We start from the raw sequence: 19,140 nt of genomic DNA on the forward strand, positions 1-19,140 counted from the left end.
GGGTGCGGGGTAGGCTGCGGCCATGGGACACCGTGAGGATCTACTCGAAGGGGCCAAGCGCTGCCTGCTCGCCAAGGGTTTCGTGCGCACCACGGCGCGCGACATCGTCAAGGAGTCGGGCACCAACCTCGCGTCGATCGGCTACCACTACGGCTCCAAGGACGCGCTGCTCGCGCAGGCCTACGTCTCCCTCGTCGAGGGCATGGGCGGCGCCTTCGAGGGCGACGGCGCCGTGGACGAGCTCGCGCCGGGATCGCTGGAGCGGTTCGAGCGGGTGTGGGCGAACATCATCGCGACCATGAAGGAGCCCGGCTCGGTGTGGCGGCTCAGCATGGAGGTGCTGGCCATGGGCGACCGGCTGCCCGAGGTGCGCGCCCATCTCGCGGCGGCCCAGCGCGAGGCCGGACGCGGTCTGGTGCCGCTGCTGATGGGCGGCCGCGAGGAGGACGTCTCCGACGCGACCGCCGACACCCTCGGCGCGTTCTACGTGACCCTGATGACCGGGCTGATCGCCCAGTGGACCTTCGACCCGGGCAGCGCCCCCGACGCGGAGCGGCTCACCGCCGGCCTGCGCCAGGTGGTCGAAGCGGCCACGTCCGCCGGGAACGGCGCTTCTACAGGCGGTGCGCCTTGAGCGCCATGTGCAGCAGCAGCCGGTCCTCGCCGTCGTCCAGGTCCAGGCCGGTGAGCCGCTCGATCCGCGACAGCCGGTAGTACAGCGTCTGCCGGTGCACGCCCAGCTCCGCCGCCGTGCGCCCGGCCTGGCCCGCGCAGTCGAGGTACACCTCGGCGGTGCGGGCCAGTTCCGTGTGCGCGGGGGACAGCAGCGGGCCGACGGCGGGGTCGTGGGCGGCGCCCGGGGACAGCGCGGTCAGCAGGCGGTACGGGCCGATCGACGCCCAGCGGGCCACCGGCCCGAGACGCGGCTCGGCCAGCGCGGCACGCGCCGACGCCGACGCCTCGTCCCAGGCCGTGCCCAGATCGGCCAGGCCCGTGCGGGGCGCGGCGATGCCCGCGGCGCCGGGGGAGGCCCGGACCGGCCCGTCGCCCCGCCGTCCCGGGCCCGCTCCAGCAGCCGCCCGGCCGCCGTCGTCGCCGGCGTCAGCACGTCGGCGGAGCGCAGCCGCAGCAGCAGCGCAAGGGATACGGCCGTCGCGCCCCACGGCAGCGTGCACAGCGCGGTCGCCCCCGGCACCGTACGCACCGAGGGCGCGTCGTCGGGGTCGGCGGACGGCCAGGGCGCGACGCAGACCACCGTGTGCAGGCCCTCCGCGCGGGGGCCGAGCGCGGTACGCAGCTCGGCCACCGCCATGTCCCGCTGCCAGCCCCGCTCCGCCGTCAGTACCGCCCGCAGTTCCCGCGTGAGGTCCGCGCCGTGCTGCGCCTCGTCCGCGAGCAGCGCGCCGATCCGCACCGTCACCCGCATGGCGGCCTCGAGCTGCTCCGCCGTGGGCCCGGGCTCGTCCTCCAGCAGCCACACATAGCCGAGGGCCACCCCGCGATGGCGTACGGGAAGGCAGACACGCCCCCGGTGCACGCCCGCCTCCGGGGTGCGGGGGATGTGGACCGGGCCGGTCGCGCGGGTGATGCCGAACCCCTCGAACCAGGCGCGGACGGCCGGTGTGGAGCGCCGGGTCAGGATCGAGCGGGCCCGCACCGGGTCCAGCGCCGACGGGTCGAGGTCGCCCTCGCTGTCGTACGCGCCGAAGGCGATCAGCTCGAAGTCCCGGTTCTCCAGGGTCGCCGGAGCGCCGAGAAGCTCCGAGATCTCGTCCACCAGCTCCTGGTAGTCGTCCCTGTATTCCGACGTCACCCGGGCATTCTGCCGCAAAAACCGGAGCCCTTCATACATCTGTCTGAGATCTCGCCCAGGGATGCGTGACGTCTGTCGATGGCCCAGGATCAGGGTCATCCTTAGGTTTCACGGTGGTTCTCCGTGCCGTCCCCGAACCGTCGGGTGGCGGCCTCTCGCAGCTTGTGGAGGTGCCCCGTGCTGGGTCCCGTGATTCTCGCCGCGTCGCGCAGCGACCGGATGCGACGCCTGATCTCGGCGGCCCCGGTGACCAAGCAGGTCGTCGACCGCTTCATCCCCGGTGAGACCGTGGACGAGGTCCTGCCGATCGTGCGGGAGCTCACCGACAACGGCCTCGAACTGACGATGGACGTCGTCGGCGAGGACATCACCACCCCCGAACAGGCCGAGGCGGCCCGTGACGCCTACCTGGAGCTGATCGACCGGCTGAAGCCGCTGGAGCTCGGCGAGCGCGCCGAGATGTCGGTGAAGCTGTCGATGTTCGGCCAAGCGCTCCCCGGCGGCCACGAACGGGCCCTCGCGAACGTCCGCCCGGTCGTCGAGGCCGCCGCCGAGATCGGCACCACGGTCACCCTGGACGCGGAGGACCACACCACCCTCGACTCGATGTTCGCCATCCATGAGGAGCTGCGGAAGGACTTCCCGCAGACCGGCTGCGTCATCCAGGCCTACCTCTTCCGCACCGAGGAGGACGCGCGCCGCCTCGCCGCCGCGGGCAGTCGCGTACGGTTGGTGAAGGGCGCCTACAAGGAGCCCGCCGAGGTCGCCTACCAGCAGAAGCACGAGATCGACAAGGCGTACGTGCGCATCCTGCGGACGCTGATGGAGGGCGAGGGCTACCCGATGATCGGGTCCCACGACCCGCGTCTGATCGCCATCGCCCAGGAACTGGCCCGCACCGCCGGCCGCAAGCTCGACGAGTACGAGTTCCAGATGCTTTACGGCATCCGCAGCGAGGAGCACCACCGCCTCGCCGCGGAGGGCCACCGCATGCGCGTCTACACGGCGTACGGCACCGACTGGTACGGCTACTTCATGCGGCGTCTGGCGGAGAAGCCGGCCAACCTCCGGTTCTTCGCCCGCAGCATGATCACCAAGGGCTGACACCACACCGCTCTAGATAAGGAGTTACGGAACCCATGGACGCTGTGACCCAGGTCCCCACCCCCGTCAACGAGCCGGTGCACGGCTACGCCCCCGGCAGCCCCGAGCGGGCCCGCCTCGAGGCCAAGCTCAAGGAGCTGGCCGACAACCCGATCGAGCTGCCCTGCACCATCGGCGGCGTCAAGCGGATGGGCGGCGGCGAGCGCTTCGACGTCGTGCAGCCGCACAACCACAAGGCCCGCCTCGGCACCTACGCCAACGCCACCCGGCAGGACGCGCAGGACGCCATCGACGCGGCTCTCGCCGCCGCCCCCGCCTGGCGCGCGATGGCCTTCGACGACCGCGCCGCGATCATCCTGCGCGCCGCCGAGCTGCTGGCCGGACCGTGGCGCGAGACCATCGCCGCCTCCACCATGCTCGGCCAGTCCAAGACGGCCCAGCAGGCGGAGATCGACAGCCCCTGCGAGCTGGTCGACTTCTGGCGTTTCAACGTCCACTACGCCCGGCAGATCCTCGCCGAGCAGCCCCCGGCCAACTCCCCGGGCGTGTGGAACCGCCTGGACCACCGGCCGCTGGAGGGCTTCGTCTACGCGATCACGCCCTTCAACTTCAGCGCCATCGCGGCCAACCTGCCGACCGCGCCCGCCCTGATGGGCAACGTCGTGGTGTGGAAGCCGTCCCCGACGCAGACCCACGCCGCCGTGCTGCTCATGCAGCTGCTGGAGGAGGCCGGGCTGCCCAAGGGGGTCATCAACCTCGTCACCGGCGACGGCATCGAGGTCTCCGAGGTCGCCCTGGTCCACCGCGACCTCGCGGGCATCCACTTCACCGGCTCCACCAAGACCTTCCAGTACCTGTGGAAGACGGTGGGCGCCAACATCGAGAAGTACCGCTCGTACCCGCGTCTGGTCGGCGAGACCGGCGGCAAGGACTTCGTCGTCGCCCACCCGAGCGCCGACCGCGCCGTGCTGAAGACCGCGCTGACCCGCGGCGCCTTCGAGTACCAGGGCCAGAAGTGCTCGGCCACCTCGCGCGCGTACATCCCGGCCTCGATCTGGAACTCCGGCTTCAAGGAGGAGTTCGCGGCCGAGGTGGACGGCATCAAGATGGGTGACGTCACCGACCTGTCCAACTTCATCGGCGCCGTCATCGACGAGCGGTCCTTCGCCAAGAACAAGGCCGCCATCGACCGCGCCAAGGAGGACCCGGCCTGCACGATCGTCGCCGGCGGCAGCTACGACGACTCGGTCGGCTACTTCGTCCGCCCGACCGTCATCGAGTGCGGCGACCCGGAGAACGAGGTGTTCCGCACCGAGTACTTCGGCCCGATCCTCGCCGTGCACGTCTACGAGGACGACAAGTACGACGAGATGCTGACCCAGATGGAGTCGGTGTCCGACTACGCCCTCACCGGCTCGGTCATTGCGGGCGACCGCGCCGCGGCGGCCTACACGATGGAGAAGCTGCGCTACGCGGCCGGCAACTTCTACATCAACGACAAGTCGACCGGCGCCGTGGTCGGCCAGCAGCCCTTCGGCGGCGGCCGTGCCTCCGGCACCAACGACAAGGCCGGCGCCCCGCAGAACCTGATGCGCTGGACGCTGACCCGCGCCATCAAGGAGACGCTGGTCCCGCCGACCGACTACACGTACCCGCACATGGGCTGACGTCCCGCGTGAGGTGACATGAGAGGGGCCGGGCGCATCACGCGCCCGGCCTTCGCGCTGTCCGGGGTCAGCCCGGCATCTCCGTCCGCTCCCACCACTCGTACACCGGCAGCCGCCCCTCCGGCGTGTCCGCCTGACGTGAGGTCGGCCGGAAGTGCTCGTAGCCGTTGCGCAGCTCGATCTTCACATCGGGGCCCGGGTCGGGGGCCGGGACGATCCGTTCGGGCAGATCGTCCGGCCCGCCTTCGAGGAACACCTTCGCCGTGTCGTTCATGCCGGTGACCGTTCCCCTCCCGCCCGGGGCAGTCGCCCGCCGGGGTCCGGGATCAGCCGAGTGGCCGAGCCCACATCGAAGAAAGCGCAGGTCAGCGGGGTGGTGAGGGTGCCGCCGTCTCAGATAGTAGGAAGCCCAAGTAATTGTGCAGACAGATGCGGCGGCCGCCCTTACTTTTGTAGGAGCCGAACGCATCGCTCCATCCAGCGAACGGCGGTTGTGAGCAGGCCCCGTGCAGGCGACCCCTGCGGCCACGGCTCCCCGCCCCTTCCGGCGTCTCGTGACCCTCCGCGCCTTGTCGAGTCCGCGCGTCTTTTCCCGAAGGAGTCGATCCGTCATGCCCGAGACGACCGTCCGCCGCCGCGTCCGCCGCTCCGCCCGCAGCGCCGAGAACGACCGCAAGAACGCCGCCGCCGCCCTGCAGCGCGCCCTCGACCGCCGGGACAACGGCGGCTCGACCGGCCACTGAGCCGCCGCCGGCCGGCCCCTGACACGCCCGAGGCGTCCGTATGCCGGACGCCCCATGTCATCCCGTGGGACGAGGAGTAGGGTGCCCGCATGTCTCGCAGCATCAATCTCGCAGTGATCCCCGGTGACGGCATCGGCCAGGAGGTCGTGGCCGAAGGCCTGAAGGTCCTCTCCGCCGTCCTTCCGCAGGATGTGAAGCTGGAGACCAAGGAGTACGACTTCGGCGCCCGTCGCTACCACGCCACTGGTGAGACCCTCACCGACGCCGACCTCGACGCGCTCAAGCAGCACGACGCGATCCTGCTCGGAGCCATCGGCGACCCGAGCGTCCCGTCCGGCGTCCTCGAGCGGGGCTTCCTGCTGAAGCTCCGCTTCGCCTTCGACCACCACGTCAACCTGCGCCCGTCGAAGCTCCTGCCGGGCGTCGCCACGCCGCTCGCCGGACAGCCCGAGATCGACTTCGTGGTCGTCCGCGAGGGCACCGAGGGCCCGTACACGGGCAACGGCGGCACCATCCGCAAGGGCACCGCGCACGAGGTCGCCACCGAGGTCTCCGTCAACACGGCCTTCGGCGTCGAGCGCGTGGTCCGCGACGCCTTCGCCCGCGCCCAGGCCCGCCCGCGCAAGAAGCTGACGCTGGTCCACAAGAACAACGTGCTGACCTTCGCCGGCCACCTGTGGACGAACATCTTCAACAAGGTGGCCGCGGAGTACCCGGACGTCACCACCGACTACATCCACGTCGACGCCGCGACCATCTACCTGGTCACCGACCCCGGCCGGTTCGACGTGATCGTCACCGACAACCTCTTCGGCGACATCATCACCGACCTCGCCGCGGCCGTCTCCGGCGGCATCGGCGTCGCGGCCTCCGGCAACATCAACCCGAGCCGCGAGTTCCCGTCCATGTTCGAGCCCGTGCACGGCTCGGCCCCGGACATCGCCGGGCACGGCAAGGCGGACCCCACCGCCACCGTCCTGTCCGTCGCCCTCCTGCTGCGCCACCTCGGTCACGACGCCGAGGCCGCCCGCATCGAGGACGCCGTCTCCGCCGACCTCGCGGAACGCGGCGGCCTGCCCGCCCGCAGCACCTCGGAGATCGGCGACGCCCTCGCCGCACGAGTAGCCGGCTGACCCGGCGCCCACCTCGACACACTCGAAGCCGCCGGGTCGCATCCGCACCCGGCGGCTTCGACGCGTTCCTCCGCCGGGTGACGTGTCAACGACCACCGGGCCGCATTCACCCTGTTTCTTCCGCTGCCTCCGCCGGGCGATAATCGAACGCGGAGCCGCGGATTGAGGGAATGCTCGGACGTCCTAGTACTGGCCACAGGCCGTACGGGCGTGTGCGCGGCCCGTCACTACAACCGGTGAAGGACAACCACTCATGACGACGCCCACGATCGAGCTCAAGCCCTCGGCCCACCCGCTGCCCGCCGCGGAACGCGAAGCGATCCTGGCCAACCCCGGCTTCGGCCGCCACTTCACCGACCACATGGTGACGATCAAGTGGACCGAGGGCCGCGGGTGGCACGACGGCCAGCTCGTCCCGTACGCGCCGATCTCCCTCGACCCGGCGACCACGGTCCTGCACTACGCGCAGGAGATCTTCGAGGGCCTCAAGGCCTACCGGCAGCCCGACGGGTCCGTCGCCACGTTCCGGCCCGAGAAGAACGCCGAGCGGTTCCAGCGGTCCGCCCGCCGTCTCGCCATGCCGGAGCTGCCGGTCGAGACGTTCCTCGAGGCGTGCGACGCCCTGGTCGCCCAGGACCAGGCGTGGGTGCCCGCGCACGGCGGCGAGGAGTCCCTCTACCTGCGCCCCTTCATGATCGCGACCGAGGTCGGGCTGGGCGTGAAGCCCGCCAACGAGTACCTGTTCCTGGTGATCGCCTCCCCGGCCGGCGCCTACTTCCCGGGCGGCGTGAAGCCGGTGTCCATCTGGGTCTCCGAGGACCGCGTCCGGGCCGTCCCCGGCGGCATGGGCGACGCCAAGACCGGCGGCAACTACGCGGCCTCCCTGCTCGCGCAGGCCGAGGCGGCCGCCAAGGGCTGCGACCAGGTGTGCTACCTCGACGCCGTCGAGCACAAGTGGGTCGAGGAGCTGGGCGGCATGAACCTGTACTTCGTGTACGGGGACAAGATCGTCACGCCCACCCTCACCGGCTCCATCCTGGAGGGCGTCACCCGTGACTCCCTGCTCGGTGTCGCCCGTGACCTCGGCTACGAGGCGGTCGAGGAGCGCGTCTCGGTCGATCAGTGGCAGCGCGACGCGGAGAACGGCACGCTGACCGAGGTCTTCGCCTGCGGCACCGCGGCCGTGATCACGCCCGTCGGCACGGTGAAGCGCGCGACCGGCGAGTGGCAGCAGAGCGGCGGCGAGCCGGGCGAGGTCACCCTCCGCCTCCGCCAGGCCCTCCTCGACATCCAGCGCGGCACGGCGGAGGACAAGCACGGCTGGATGCACAAGCTGGCCTGACGCAGACAGGGGGCCGGGGCGTCAGCCCCGGCCCCTCGTCCGTGTACGGCGCCACTAGGGCCTGTCCGGCGGATCATGCCGAGGACGCGGGGTCTGGCACGCCCATCTGCGGCGTTGTCGTCACTCGCCGACGCTCCGCGTCGACTCCCTCCTCCGCCTTGCAGCTGGACGCACCAGACCCCGCTCACCTGGGTTGCAAGACGCTGCGCCTTTCCCCCGACTTGATCCGCCGGACAGGCCCTAGTGACCTGAGTCGGAGATTCGTCGTTGGTTCGGTATGAGTCGTCCGGGTCCGAAGATTCCGCCGTTGTCGGTGACCGATGCCCAGCGGGCCGTGCTGGAGGGCTGGGTGCGTCGTCGCACGACGGCTCAGGCGCTGGCCCAGCGGTCGCGGATCGTGCTGGAGTGCGCCGAGGGGCACTCGATCATGGAGGTGTCCCGTCGACTGCGGGTCACTCCGGACACGGTCCGCACCTGGCGGCGGCGTTTCCTCGAACGGGGCCTGGACGGCCTGTCCGATGAGCCGCGGCCCGGTGTCCCGAGGAAGATCACCGACGCGGACGTCGAGCGGGTCATCGTCAAGACGCTGGAGGAGAAGCCGAAGAACGCGACCCACTGGTCGACCAGGTCGATGGCGGCGGCCACGGGCATGTCGCAGTCCGCGATCTCGCGGATCTGGCGGGCGTTCGCGCTCGCGCCGCACCGGTCGCAGACGTTCAAGCTGTCCACGGACCCGCTGTTCATCGACAAGGTCCGCGATGTCGTGGGCCTCTACCTCGACCCGCCGGAGAAGGCTCTGGTGCTCTGCGTGGACGAGAAGTCCCAGATCCAGGCTCTCGACCGGTCCCAGCCCGTGCTGCCGATGGTTCCCGGCACCCCCGAACGCCGCAGTCACGATTACGTCCGGGCCGGCACCACCACCCTGTTCGCTGCCTTGGAGGTCGCCACCGGCAAGGTTATCGGCTCCCTCCACCGGCGCCACCGGGCCGTCGAGTTCAAGAAGTTCCTGACGAAACTCGACAAGGAAGTCCCTGCTGACCTCGATGTCCATCTGATCCTGGACAACTACGTCACCCACAAGACGCCTGCCATCAAGCAGTGGCTGCTGGCCCACCCCCGCTTCCATCTCCACTTCACACCGACGAGTTCGTCCTGGCTGAACCTCGTGGAGCGGTGGTTCGCCGAGCTCACGCAGAAGAAGCTCAAGCGTGGCGTCCACCGCTCCGTCCAAGCCCTGGAACGGGACATCCGCAGCTGGCTCGCCGACTGGAACGAACACCCCAGACCGTTCATCTGGACGAAGACCGCCGACGAGATCCTCGACAAAGTCGCCGCCTACTGCCGACGAATCTCCGACTCAGGTCACTAGACCCGCTCCTCCTCCGGCGCCCGTACGGGGGTCACGGCCGCCGTGGCCTTTCCGGTGCCGCGCGTCGCCAGCACGTACGCCGCTCCGCCCACCGCGCCCGACAGCAGGAAGCTCGCGTCCACCCCTCCCGTCAGGGCGACCAGCGGCCCCTCGTACGCGGGCAGGGAGACGGCCAGGAGGCCGACGACCGAGCCGAGGGCCCAGGACGCCGTCGCCGGGATGTTCCAGCCGGCCGTGTACCAGTACGCCCCGCCCCGCGCGCGGCGGTTGAAGACCTGCAGGGCGTCCGCGTCGTAGACCCCCCGGCAGCGGACCGAGCCGATCAGGGTGATCACCGCCCACGGCGTCCCCACGGCCGTGAGCAGCAGCACGAACGACGTCATCGCGTCCTGCGCGGTCGACAGATGGTGCCCGGCGAAGACGCAGACCGTCGCGACCACCGCGACGACGTAGGTCGCCGTCGTGCGGGACGCGCGCGGCAGGATCGCGTCCAGGTCGAGCCCCATCGAGTACAGCATCAGCCCCGCGTTCCCCGCCGACCCGGCGGACGCGGCCAGCAGCAGCGGGATCAGGTACCAGCCGGGCGCGGCGTCGACCAGGGGCCCGGCGTAGTCGAGGGCGGCGCGGGCCGCGTACGCCGTGAACGTGCCGAACAGCTGCGGCACCAGCAGCCCCAGCATCAGCCCCAGCCAGGTCGCCCGCAGCACGCGCCGGGAGGAGAAGCGGGAGGGGGAGATGTAGCGGGTGTAGTCGCCGAGCAGGGTGATGAAGGCGATCGGCCCGGACAGCCCCGCGGCCACCGCGGCCAGCAGCCAGGTGGGCCAGTAGCCGTCCAGCAGATAGCCGCCCGTCTCCGGCAGCGCCTCGGTGGTGAAGTGCGGCGCGTACGCGAACACGCCCAGCACCAGCAGCGCCGTCATGCCGAACGCCAGCACCCGGGACATCGCGAGCAGCACCCGGTAGCCGTACACCGCGCCCGCCACCGTCGCCGCCGCGAGCAGCGCGTAGACCACGGTGTACGCCGTCCCGTCGGCCGGCAGGCCGAACAGCCGCCCCAGTACGCCCACCATCACGTCGCCGCCGATCCACACGGTCAGCGCGGTGTAGCCGAGCGCCAGCAGCAGCCCCACGACCGACCCCACCAGCCGCCCCCGCACGCCGAACTGCGCGCCGGAGGAGGTGGACAGGTTGGTCGCCGTGCGCAGCGACACCAGGGCCAGCGGCGCCGTGAACAGCGTGCCGACGACGGTTCCGGCCACCACCGAGGTGACCGACGACCACCAGTCCAGGCCGAAGGACGGCGGCAGCCAGCCGAAGACGATCACACCCAGGCAGAGGTTGGAGCCCAGCAGGATCGAGACGAGGTCCCGTGGACCGCTGGTGCGTTCCGCCTCGGGGATGGTGTCGACTCCGCGCAGTTCCCTCGGCATGGGCAGGTCTCCTTCAACGGTGCACGGACGAGTTTTGAGTGACGTTCAATGTGGCTTCTCCGGTCGCCTACGTCAATGGTTCCGTTCCTCGTTGCTCAGGTTTAGAGTGATGCTCTAATCGTGGGCGAGGGAAGGCAAGGAGGTGTTCACGGCGTGAGACTGACCCCGACGGAACGCGACCGGCTGCTGCTCTTCGGCGCGGCCGAGCTGGCCCGGGCCCGGCGCGCCCGGGGACTCAGGCTGAACGTGCCCGAGGCGACGGCCCTGATCGCCGACACCGTCTGCGAGGCCGCCCGGGACGGCGCGCGCCTGGCGGAGGCCGTCGAGCGGGCCCGGTCGGTGCTGGGCCCGGACGACGTGCTGCCCGGGGTGGCGGACGTGGTCACCGAGGTCCATGTGGAGGCCGTGTTCGACGACGGGTCCCGGCTGGCCGTCGTCACCGACCCCATCGGCGGCGGGCTCGGCGACGACGCACCGGGCGCCCTGCTGCCCGGTCCCGCGCACAGCGACCCCGCGCCGGAGGCGGTGGTGACCGTCACCAACACGGCCGCCGTGCCCGTCTCGGTCACCTCCCACTTCCACTTCTTCGAGGCCAACCCCCGCCTCGACTTCCCCCGCGCGGACGCCTACGGCATGCGGCTCGCGGTGCCCGCCGGCTCGTCCGTCCGCTTCGCACCCGGCGAGACCCGGCGGGTCGGTCTGGTGCCGATCGGCGGGGACCGCGTCGCCGTCGGCTTCGCCGGGCTCGTCGACGGCCCGCTGGACGCGCCGGGCGCCAAGGGCGAGGCGCTGCGCCGCGCGGCGGCCTGCGGCTACCTGGGCGCCACCGCCCCCGGCGACGACCGCCCCGGCGCCCCGGAAGGAGCGACGCGATGAGCCGCACCCTCGGCCGCGGGACCGGCGAGTACGACGGCCTCGACCCGCAGGCCTACGCCGCCACCCACGGCCCCCGCGCCGGCGACCGGATCCGCCTCGGCGACTCGGGTCTGGTGATCCGCGTGGAGTCCGACGCCCAGCGGTACGGCGACGAGTTCCTCGCCGGGTTCGGCAAGACCGCCCGCGACGGACTGCACCTGAAGGCCGCCTCGGTGCGCGAGACCTGCGACGTCGTCATCAGCAACGTGGTGGTGATCGACGCCGTCCTCGGCATCCGCAAGGTGTCCGTCGGCATCCGGGAAGGGCGGATCAGCGCGATCGGGCGGGCAGGAAACCCGGACACCCTCGACGGCGTGGACGTCGTCGTCGGCACCGGCACCTCGATCGTCTCCGGGGAAGGGCTCGTCGCCACCGCCGGCGCCGTCGACACCCACGTCCATCTCCTGTCGCCCCGCGTGATGGAGGCGTCCCTCGCCTCCGGGGTGACCACGATCATCGGGCAGGAGTTCGGCCCGGTGTGGGGCGTCGGCGTCAACTCGCCCTGGGCGCTGCGCCACGCGTTCTCCGCCTTCGACGCCTGGCCCGTCAACATCGGCTTCCTCGGCCGGGGTTCGTCCTCCCACGCGGCGCCGCTGACCGAGGCGCTCGCCGAGGGCGGCGCGTGCGGCTTCAAGGTGCACGAGGACATGGGCGCCCACACCCGCGCCCTGGACACCGCGCTCAGGGTCGCCGAGGAGCACGACGTGCAGGTGGCCCTGCACAGCGACGGACTGAACGAGTGCCTGTCGGTGGAGGACACCCTGCGTGTGCTGGAGGGCCGCACCATCCACGCCTTCCACATCGAGGGCTGCGGCGGGGGCCATGTCCCCAACGTGCTGAAGATGGCGGGCGTGCCGAACGTCATCGGCTCCTCCACCAACCCCACGCTCCCCTTCGGCCGGGACGCGGTCGCCGAGCACCACGGCATGATCGTCTCCGTCCACGACCTCAAGCCCGATCTGCCGGGCGACGCCGCCATGGCCCGCGACCGGATCCGGGCCGGGACCATGGGCGCCGAGGACGTCCTGCACGACCTCGGGGCCATCGGCATCACCTCCTCCGACGCACAGGGCATGGGCCGCGCCGGGGAGACCGTCCGCCGTACGTTCGCGATGGCCGGGAAGATGAAGGCCGAGCTGGGCGCGGACGGCGACGACGACAACGAGCGGGTGCTGCGCTACATCGCCAAACTCACCGTCAACCCGGCGATCGCGCACGGCCTCGCCCACGAGGTCGGCTCCCTCGAGGTGGGCAAGCTCGCCGACATCGTGCTGTGGCGGCCGGAGTTCTTCGGCGCCAAGCCGCAGCTCGTGCTCAAGGCCGGCTTCCCCGCGTACGGCGTCACCGGCGACCCCAACGCGGCCACCGACACCTGCGAACCCCTCGTGCTCGGGCCGCAGTTCGGGGCGTACGGCGCCACGCCCGCCGAGCTGTCGGTCGCCTTCGTGGCCCGCGCCGCCGTCGAGCGGGGCCGCGACACGATGCCCACCCGGCGCCGCCGCGTCGCCGTGCGCGGCACCCGCGGCATCGGGCCCGCCGACCTGCTGCACAACTCCCGTACCGGCGCCGTCGACGTCGACCCCCGCACCGGGCTGGTCACCCTCGACGGGGAGCCGCTGCGCTCCCGGCCCGCCGACTCGGTCTCCCTGAACCGCCTCTACTTCCTCTGAGGACCCGGATGAACACGCCCGCCGCCGACGGCTTCCGCATGCCCGCCGAGTGGACCCCGCACGAGCGCACCTGGATGGCCTGGCCCGGCCCCAACCCCACCTTCGCCGACCCGGAAGCCCTCGCCGCCGCCCGCACCGCCTGGGCCGAGGTCGCCCGTGCCGTGCGCCGCTTCGAGCCCGTCACCGTGGTGTGCGGACCCGGACAGTCGGCGCAGGCGCGGGAGCTGCTCGGCCCCGGCGTCGACACCGTCGAGCGGGAGCTGGACGACGCGTGGATGCGCGACATCGGGCCGACCTTCCTGACCGGCCCCGCGGGCCGGCTGGCCGCCGTGGACTGGACGTTCAACGGCTGGGGCGCCCAGGAGTGGGCCCGCTGGGAGCACGACGCGAAGATCGCCGCGCAGGTCGCGGACCTCGCCGGGGCCCGGACGTACCGCACGGACCTCGTCAACGAGGGCGGCGGCATCCACGTCGACGGCGAGGGGACCGTCCTGCTCACCGAGACCGTCCAGCTCGGCCCCGAACGCAATCCCGGCCGGACCCGGGAGGAGACCGAGGCGGAGATCCACGCCCACCTCGGCACCCGCAAGGCGATCTGGCTGCCGCGTGGCCTCACCGCCGACTATCCGCCGTACGGCTTCGGCACCCTGGGCCATGTCGACATCGTCGCCGCGTTCGCCCGGCCCGGCCTGGTCGTCGCCCACCACCAGCCGGACCCGGCCCACCCCGACCACGAGGTGACCGAGGAGGTGATCGGCATCCTCCGCTCCGCGACCGACGCCCGCGGCCGCCCCCTGGAGGTCGTCCCGGTCCCCGCCCCCACCAGGCTGGAGGCCGACGGCCACTGGGCCGACCACTCCTACATCAACCACTACCTGTGCAACGGCGGCGTGGTCCTGTGCGCCTTCGACGACCCCCGCGACGAGGAGGCCGCCGCCCTCTTCCGCCGTCTCTTCCCCACCCGCACGGTCACCCAGGTCGACGCCCGCCCGATCTTCACGGCCGGCGGCGGCATCCACTGCATCACCCAGCAGCAGCCGCGCGCGGCGGTCCGGTAGAACGTACGGGTGAACGTACTGCTCCCCGATACGCCCCGGCCCGCCCGGGAGACCGCCCGGTGACCCCCCGCCGCCGCACCCCCGCGCCCCCGCGTGAGGACGTGCTCGCCGCCGCCATGGCCATGATCGCCGAGCGGGGGCTGGAGAAGCTCACCATGGCGGCGCTCGGACGGGAGGTCGGGATGAGCAGCGGGCACCTGCTCTACTACTTCGGGTCCAAGGACGAGCTGCTGCTGCGCACCCTGGAGTGGAGCGAGGGGCGGCTCGGCGCGGAGCGGGCACGGCTGCTCGCGCGGTCCGGCACCGCCCGCGAACGCCTCGACGGCTACGTGGAGCTGTACGTGCCCGACGGACACCGCGACCCGCACTGGACGCTGTGGCTGGAGGTGTGGAACCGCTCACAGAACGCGGAGCCCGAGGCGCGCGACCGGCAGGCCGCCATCGAGGGCGCCTGGCACCGCGACCTGGTGGCGCTGCTCGCCGAGGGCGTCTCCCGCGGCGAGTTCCGCCCGGTGGACGCCGACCGTTACGCCGTACGGCTGCGCGCCCTGCTCGACGGTCTCGCCATCCACGTGGCGATCGGCCTGCGCGGCACCGGACGGACCCAGGTCCTGTCCCACGTACGGGAGTTCCTCGACGAGACGCTGGCCGCGGGCGCCTGAGCCCGGCCGGAAAGCACCGCCCCGCGTCTCACCGCACCGCGCCGGACGCCCGCATCCTGAGACGGGCGGTGGAAAGGCGGGCGGGTTGTGCCAAAATCCCCCCGTGCTCTCGTTCGCCACGATTATTGGCAGCAGGCGCGCCGGTCCGCAGTGACCGCACGTACGACACCGTACGGGCGGACACCGTCGTCCTCGACCCGCGCGCAGACCTCTCGCACCCGCGAGGGGTTTTTCTGTTTCTCGGCCCACCTGCAGCCGGGAACCGGGCGCGAGGGACCATGGGGGAACGGTGGAACCGGTCATTCCGGTAGACCGAGATCCAATACAGGAGCCTTCAGACCATGACCGCAACCAGCGAGCCCGACGACTCGTTCCACGTCTTCGACACCACCCTGCGCGACGGCGCCCAGCGCGAGGGCATCAACCTCACGGTCGCCGACAAGCTGGCCATCGCACGGCACCTGGACGAGTTCGGCGTGGGCTTCATCGAGGGCGGCTGGCCCGGCGCGAACCCCCGCGACACCGAGTTCTTCGCCCGCGCCCAGCAGGAGATCGAGTTCCGCAACGCCCAGCTGGTCGCCTTCGGCGCGACCCGCCGCGCCGGCACCACCGCCGAGCAGGACCCCCAGGTCAAGGCCCTCCTCGACTCCGGAGCCCCGGTGATCACGCTGGTCGCCAAGTCCCACGACCGGCATGTCGAGCTCGCCCTGCGCACCACCCTCGACGAGAACCTGGAGATGGTCCGCGACACCGTCTCCTACCTCCGCTCCCAGGGCCGCCGCGTCTTCGTCGACTGCGAGCACTTCTTCGACGGCTACCGCGCCAACCCCGCCTACGCCAAGTCCGTCGTCCGCGCGGCCTCCGAGGCCGGCGCCGACGTGGTGATCCTCTGTGACACCAACGGCGGCATGCTCCCCGCGCAGATCCAGGCCGTGGTCTCCACCGTCCTCGCCGACACGGGCGCCCGGCTCGGCATCCACGCCCAGGACGACACCGGCTGCGCGGTCGCCAACACCCTCGCCGCCGTCGACGCGGGCGCCACCCACGTCCAGTGCACCGCCAACGGCTACGGCGAGCGCGTCGGCAACGCCAACCTGTTCCCCGTCGTCGCGGCCCTGGAGCTGAAGTACGGCAAGAAGGTCCTCCCCGACGGCCGGCTGCGCGAGATGACCCGCATCTCCCACGCCATCGCCGAGGTCGTCAACCTCACCCCCTCCACCCACCAGCCCTACGTCGGCGTCTCCGCCTTCGCGCACAAGGCCGGACTCCACGCCTCCGCGATCAAGGTCGACCCGGACCTCTACCAGCACATCGACCCCGAGCAGGTCGGCAACACCATGCGGATGCTGGTCTCCGACATGGCCGGCCGCGCCTCCATCGAGCTCAAGGGCAAGGAGCTCGGCATCGACCTCGGAGGCGACCGCGAACTGGTCGGCCGGGTCGTCGAGCGGGTCAAGGAGCGCGAGCTCGAGGGCTACACCTACGAGGCCGCCGACGCCTCCTTCGAGCTGCTGCTGCGCACCGAGGTCGAGGGCAGGCCGCTGACGTACTTCAAGGTCGAGTCCTGGCGTGCGATCGTCGAGGACCGCCCCGACGGCACCCACGCCAACGAGGCCACCGTGAAGCTGTGGGCCAAGGGCGAGCGCATCGTCGCCACCGCCGAGGGCAACGGGCCCGTCAACGCCCTCGACCGCGCCCTCCGCGTCGCCCTGGAGAGGATCTACCCGCAGCTCGCCAAGCTGGAGCTGGTCGACTACAAGGTCCGCATCCTGGAGGGCAAGCACGGCACCCAGTCCACGACCCGGGTGCTGATCTCCACCTCCGACGGGGCGGGGGAGTGGTCGACCGTCGGCGTCGCGGAGAACGTCATCGCCGCCTCCTGGCAGGCCCTCGAGGACGCCTACGCGTACGGACTGCTGCGCGCCGGGGTGGAACCCGCCTGAGCTCCGGGGTCTCCGGACCGGCGGGCGACGGGAGCGCCCACCGGTCCGGATGCCCGTTTCGCGGCGTATTCGGGTAGCTTCGAAGATATGAAGGCCGCACCGTTGCGCACCCTCGTACGTCTGCTGATCGTGCCGGTGGCCGCCCTGCTGGCGGTCCTCCTGGCCGGCGCGCCGGGGGCGCACGCGGCCACGGACGTCTCCACCGTCGCCGAACACCTGCGCGAGAGCCCCGTCTACGTCGATCCCGACGCCCGCGACATCCTGTCGCAGTCCGACGCCGAGGCCCTCGCCAACAAGATCGAGGACGCGGACAAGCCCATCTTCGTCGCCGTCCTCCCGGCCGACTTCCCCACCCAGAACCTCTTCCGCGACCTGCGCACCGAGACGGGCATCACCGGCCTGTACGGCGTCCGCCTCGGCGACCGGTTCGACGCGCGCGCCGACAGCAGCGTGCTCAGCCGGCAGGGCGTGTCCAACCTGGTCGGGTCCGTGCAGGCCGCCGGGGACGCCAAGGCCCAGCTCAACGACTTCGTCGACACCGCGATCCGCAGCATCGACGGCGGCGCGCCCAACTCCTGGAGCGACGGCTCCGGCGACGTGCCCGTCGGCGGGCTGATCACGGTCGGGGCGCTGGTGGCGGCCGGCGGCGCCGGCGCGTACGCGGTGACCCGCCGCCGCAGGCGCCGTCATGAGGAGGAGCAGGCGGCCGCCCTGGAGAAGCTGCGCGTGGTGGTCGACGAGGACATCACCGCGTTCGGCGAGGAACTGGACCGCCTCGACTTCCACCCGGGCGAACCCGGCGCGGACGACGCGATGCGCGCGGACTACGAACGGGCCCTCGACGCCTACGAACAGGCGAAGTCGTACATGGCGGCGGCCCGCAAACCGGAGGACGTCCGGGCGGTGACCCAGGCGGTCGAGGACGGCCGGTTCGCGCTCGCGTCGCTGGCCGCCCGCCGTGCGGGCAGGCCGGTGCCGGAGCGCCGCCCGCCGTGCTTCTTCGACCCGCGCCACGGCCCCTCCGTGGCCGACGCCCTGTGGACCCCGCCCGGCGGGACGGAGCGCGAGGTGCCGGTTTGCGCGGCCGACCAGGCCCGTCTCGCGGAGGGCCGCGACCCCGAGGTCCGCGAGGTCGACACCGAGTACGGCCGCCGCCCCTACTGGGAGGCGGGACCCGCGTACGGCCCCTGGGCCGGCGGTTACTTCGGCGGCGGGCTGCTGCCCGGCCTGCTGGTCGGCACCCTGCTCGGCAGCATGATGTCCGGCCCTGGCTACGCGTCCGACTACGGCTCCGGGTACGGCGACTTCGGCGGCTACGGGGGCGGCGACGTCTCCGGCGCGGACTTCGACCCCGGTGACTTCGGCGGCGGGTTCGGCGGAGGCGACTTCGGCGGGGGCGGCTTCGGGGGCGGCGGGGACTTCGGCGGAGGCTTCTGACCCGGACGCGCGCCCCGGACACGCCGAGCGCCCGCCCTCCCGTACCGGGAGGAGCGGGCGCGCTCGGGTGCGGCCGGCGTCAGGACTTGCGGATCGCCGAGATGTCGAAGACCAGCTTGATCTTGTCGGACACCAGCATGCCGCCCGTCTCCAGGGCCGCATTCCAGGTCAGACCCCACTCGGAGCGTGAGATCTCGGCCTTGCCCTCGAAGCCGACGCGCTCGTTGCCGAACGGGTCCTTCGCGGCGCCGTTGAACTCCAGGTCGATGGTGATCGGCCGGGTGGTGCCGAGGATCGTCAGATCACCGGTGATGCGGTACCGGTCGCCGCCCAGGGCCTCCGCCTTGGTGGAGCGGAAGGTCATGGTCGGGAACTCGTCGGTCTTGAAGAAGTCCGCGCTCCGCAGATGGTTGTCGCGGTCGGCGTTGCCCGTGTCGATGCTGTTCATCACCACGTCGATCGAGGCCGTGGACTTGCTCGGGTCGGCGCCGTCGAGGTGCAGCTGACCGGAGAACTCCTTGAAGTGGCCCTTGACGTTGGTGACCATCGCGTGACGGGCGACGAAGCCGATCGTGGTGTGCGCCGGGTCCAGCTCGTAGTCGCCGGTCAGCGCTGCCAGGTCCGGGCTCACCGGGGTGTCGGTGGCGGTCTTGTCGTCGTCCTTGCGGCCGAAGAGACCCATGGTGTTCCTCCTGGGGACGGGGATGGGGACGGGATGATCCCGTTGAATGTTCAACTAACCGAACACCGCCCACCGTAGACCCATTCCCTTCAATCTTCAACATCTTTCGGGGGAGGTGTCGCGATCCGTTCGCTCGAACGCGTGAGAACGAGCGGTCGGCCTGAGCGGCCGG

Annotated in this window: 16 protein-coding genes and 1 pseudogene; 13 read left to right on the top strand and 4 right to left on the bottom strand. The window is 71.7% G+C overall.

Translation table 11 applies throughout. The annotated features are described in order from the left end of the window. Window positions 1-22 precede the first annotated feature (22 nt). On the top strand, window positions 23-634 hold the full coding sequence (locus AY578_RS23445) for a TetR/AcrR family transcriptional regulator (protein WP_019524401.1): 612 nt from the start codon (window positions 23-25) through the stop codon (window positions 632-634). Here the strand turns inward: AY578_RS23445 and AY578_RS23455 are convergent. After that, window positions 615-1,852: pseudogene (locus AY578_RS23455) on the bottom strand (PucR family transcriptional regulator). The gene AY578_RS23445 and the pseudogene AY578_RS23455 sit on opposite strands and share 20 nt — an antisense overlap. Window positions 1,853-1,990: 138 nt before the next feature. Here AY578_RS23455 and AY578_RS23460 point away from each other — a divergent pair. Both AY578_RS23460 and pruA read left to right on the top strand, forming a co-directional pair. After that, window positions 1,991-2,917, top strand: coding sequence for a proline dehydrogenase family protein (locus AY578_RS23460; protein ID WP_161109020.1), 927 nt, complete (start codon window positions 1,991-1,993; stop codon window positions 2,915-2,917). 35 nt (window positions 2,918-2,952) lie between these two features. Then, a complete protein-coding gene (gene pruA, locus AY578_RS23465; protein ID WP_019524404.1) occupies window positions 2,953-4,584 on the top strand; it encodes an L-glutamate gamma-semialdehyde dehydrogenase in 1,632 nt (543 codons plus the stop codon). A gap of 67 nt (window positions 4,585-4,651) precedes the next feature. On the opposite strand, the gene AY578_RS23470 is transcribed toward pruA, so the two are convergent. Continuing rightward, complete coding sequence (locus AY578_RS23470) at window positions 4,652-4,858, bottom strand: DUF5988 family protein (RefSeq protein ID WP_019524405.1); 207 nt, start codon at window positions 4,856-4,858, stop codon at window positions 4,652-4,654. A 337-nt stretch (window positions 4,859-5,195) separates the two neighbouring features. On the opposite strand from AY578_RS23470, the gene AY578_RS23475 reads away from it, so the two are divergent. From AY578_RS23475 to AY578_RS23490, 4 genes are all read left to right on the top strand, one after another. Next, complete coding sequence (locus AY578_RS23475) at window positions 5,196-5,327, top strand: hypothetical protein (protein ID WP_019524406.1); 132 nt, start codon at window positions 5,196-5,198, stop codon at window positions 5,325-5,327. An 89-nt stretch (window positions 5,328-5,416) separates the two neighbouring features. After that, on the top strand, window positions 5,417-6,460 hold the full coding sequence (locus AY578_RS23480; protein WP_136239224.1) for a 3-isopropylmalate dehydrogenase: 1,044 nt from the start codon (window positions 5,417-5,419) through the stop codon (window positions 6,458-6,460). Between the two features lie 253 nt (window positions 6,461-6,713). Further along, window positions 6,714-7,802 carry a branched-chain amino acid aminotransferase gene (locus AY578_RS23485; protein ID WP_136239223.1) on the top strand — a complete coding sequence of 363 codons (1,089 nt, stop codon included), beginning with the start codon at window positions 6,714-6,716 and terminating at the stop codon, window positions 7,800-7,802. 277 nt (window positions 7,803-8,079) lie between these two features. Then, complete coding sequence (locus AY578_RS23490; protein ID WP_215048594.1) at window positions 8,080-9,171, top strand: IS630 family transposase; 1,092 nt, start codon at window positions 8,080-8,082, stop codon at window positions 9,169-9,171. On the opposite strand, the gene AY578_RS23495 is transcribed toward AY578_RS23490, so the two are convergent. Next, entirely contained in the window at window positions 9,168-10,601 is a 1,434-nt protein-coding gene (locus AY578_RS23495) for a cytosine permease (RefSeq protein ID WP_019524409.1), read from the bottom strand. The two genes, AY578_RS23490 and AY578_RS23495, sit on opposite strands and share 4 nt — an antisense overlap. Before the next feature lie 153 nt (window positions 10,602-10,754). Between AY578_RS23495 and ureA the strand changes: the two genes are divergently transcribed. From ureA to AY578_RS23525, 6 genes are all read left to right on the top strand, one after another. Continuing rightward, a complete protein-coding gene (gene ureA / locus AY578_RS23500; RefSeq protein ID WP_019524410.1) occupies window positions 10,755-11,477 on the top strand; it encodes an urease subunit gamma in 723 nt (240 codons plus the stop codon). After that, the gene (locus tag AY578_RS23505; RefSeq protein WP_258905270.1) at window positions 11,474-13,186 is read left to right on the top strand and encodes an urease subunit alpha; all 1,713 of its coding nucleotides are present in this window, start codon (window positions 11,474-11,476) and stop codon (window positions 13,184-13,186) included. The genes ureA and AY578_RS23505 overlap by 4 nt, the downstream gene beginning before the upstream one ends. A gap of 8 nt (window positions 13,187-13,194) precedes the next feature. Next, on the top strand, window positions 13,195-14,244 hold the full coding sequence (locus AY578_RS23510) for an agmatine deiminase family protein (protein WP_019524412.1): 1,050 nt from the start codon (window positions 13,195-13,197) through the stop codon (window positions 14,242-14,244). A 59-nt stretch (window positions 14,245-14,303) separates the two neighbouring features. Beyond that, the gene (locus AY578_RS23515; protein ID WP_019524413.1) at window positions 14,304-14,906 is read left to right on the top strand and encodes a TetR family transcriptional regulator C-terminal domain-containing protein; all 603 of its coding nucleotides are present in this window, start codon (window positions 14,304-14,306) and stop codon (window positions 14,904-14,906) included. Between the two features lie 341 nt (window positions 14,907-15,247). After that, the gene (gene cimA, locus AY578_RS23520) at window positions 15,248-16,849 is read left to right on the top strand and encodes a citramalate synthase (RefSeq protein WP_215049361.1); all 1,602 of its coding nucleotides are present in this window, start codon (window positions 15,248-15,250) and stop codon (window positions 16,847-16,849) included. A gap of 87 nt (window positions 16,850-16,936) precedes the next feature. Continuing rightward, window positions 16,937-18,286 carry a hypothetical protein gene (locus AY578_RS23525; RefSeq protein ID WP_028961735.1) on the top strand — a complete coding sequence of 450 codons (1,350 nt, stop codon included), beginning with the start codon at window positions 16,937-16,939 and terminating at the stop codon, window positions 18,284-18,286. 79 nt (window positions 18,287-18,365) lie between these two features. Here the strand turns inward: AY578_RS23525 and AY578_RS23530 are convergent, their stop codons facing one another. Further along, on the bottom strand, window positions 18,366-18,968 hold the full coding sequence (locus tag AY578_RS23530; RefSeq protein ID WP_019524416.1) for a YceI family protein: 603 nt from the start codon (window positions 18,966-18,968) through the stop codon (window positions 18,366-18,368). Window positions 18,969-19,140: the final 172 nt, after the last annotated feature.

Source organism: Streptomyces thermocarboxydus (genome assembly GCF_024760485.1).
In the GTDB taxonomy this organism is placed as follows: domain Bacteria; phylum Actinomycetota; class Actinomycetes; order Streptomycetales; family Streptomycetaceae; genus Streptomyces; species Streptomyces cellulosae.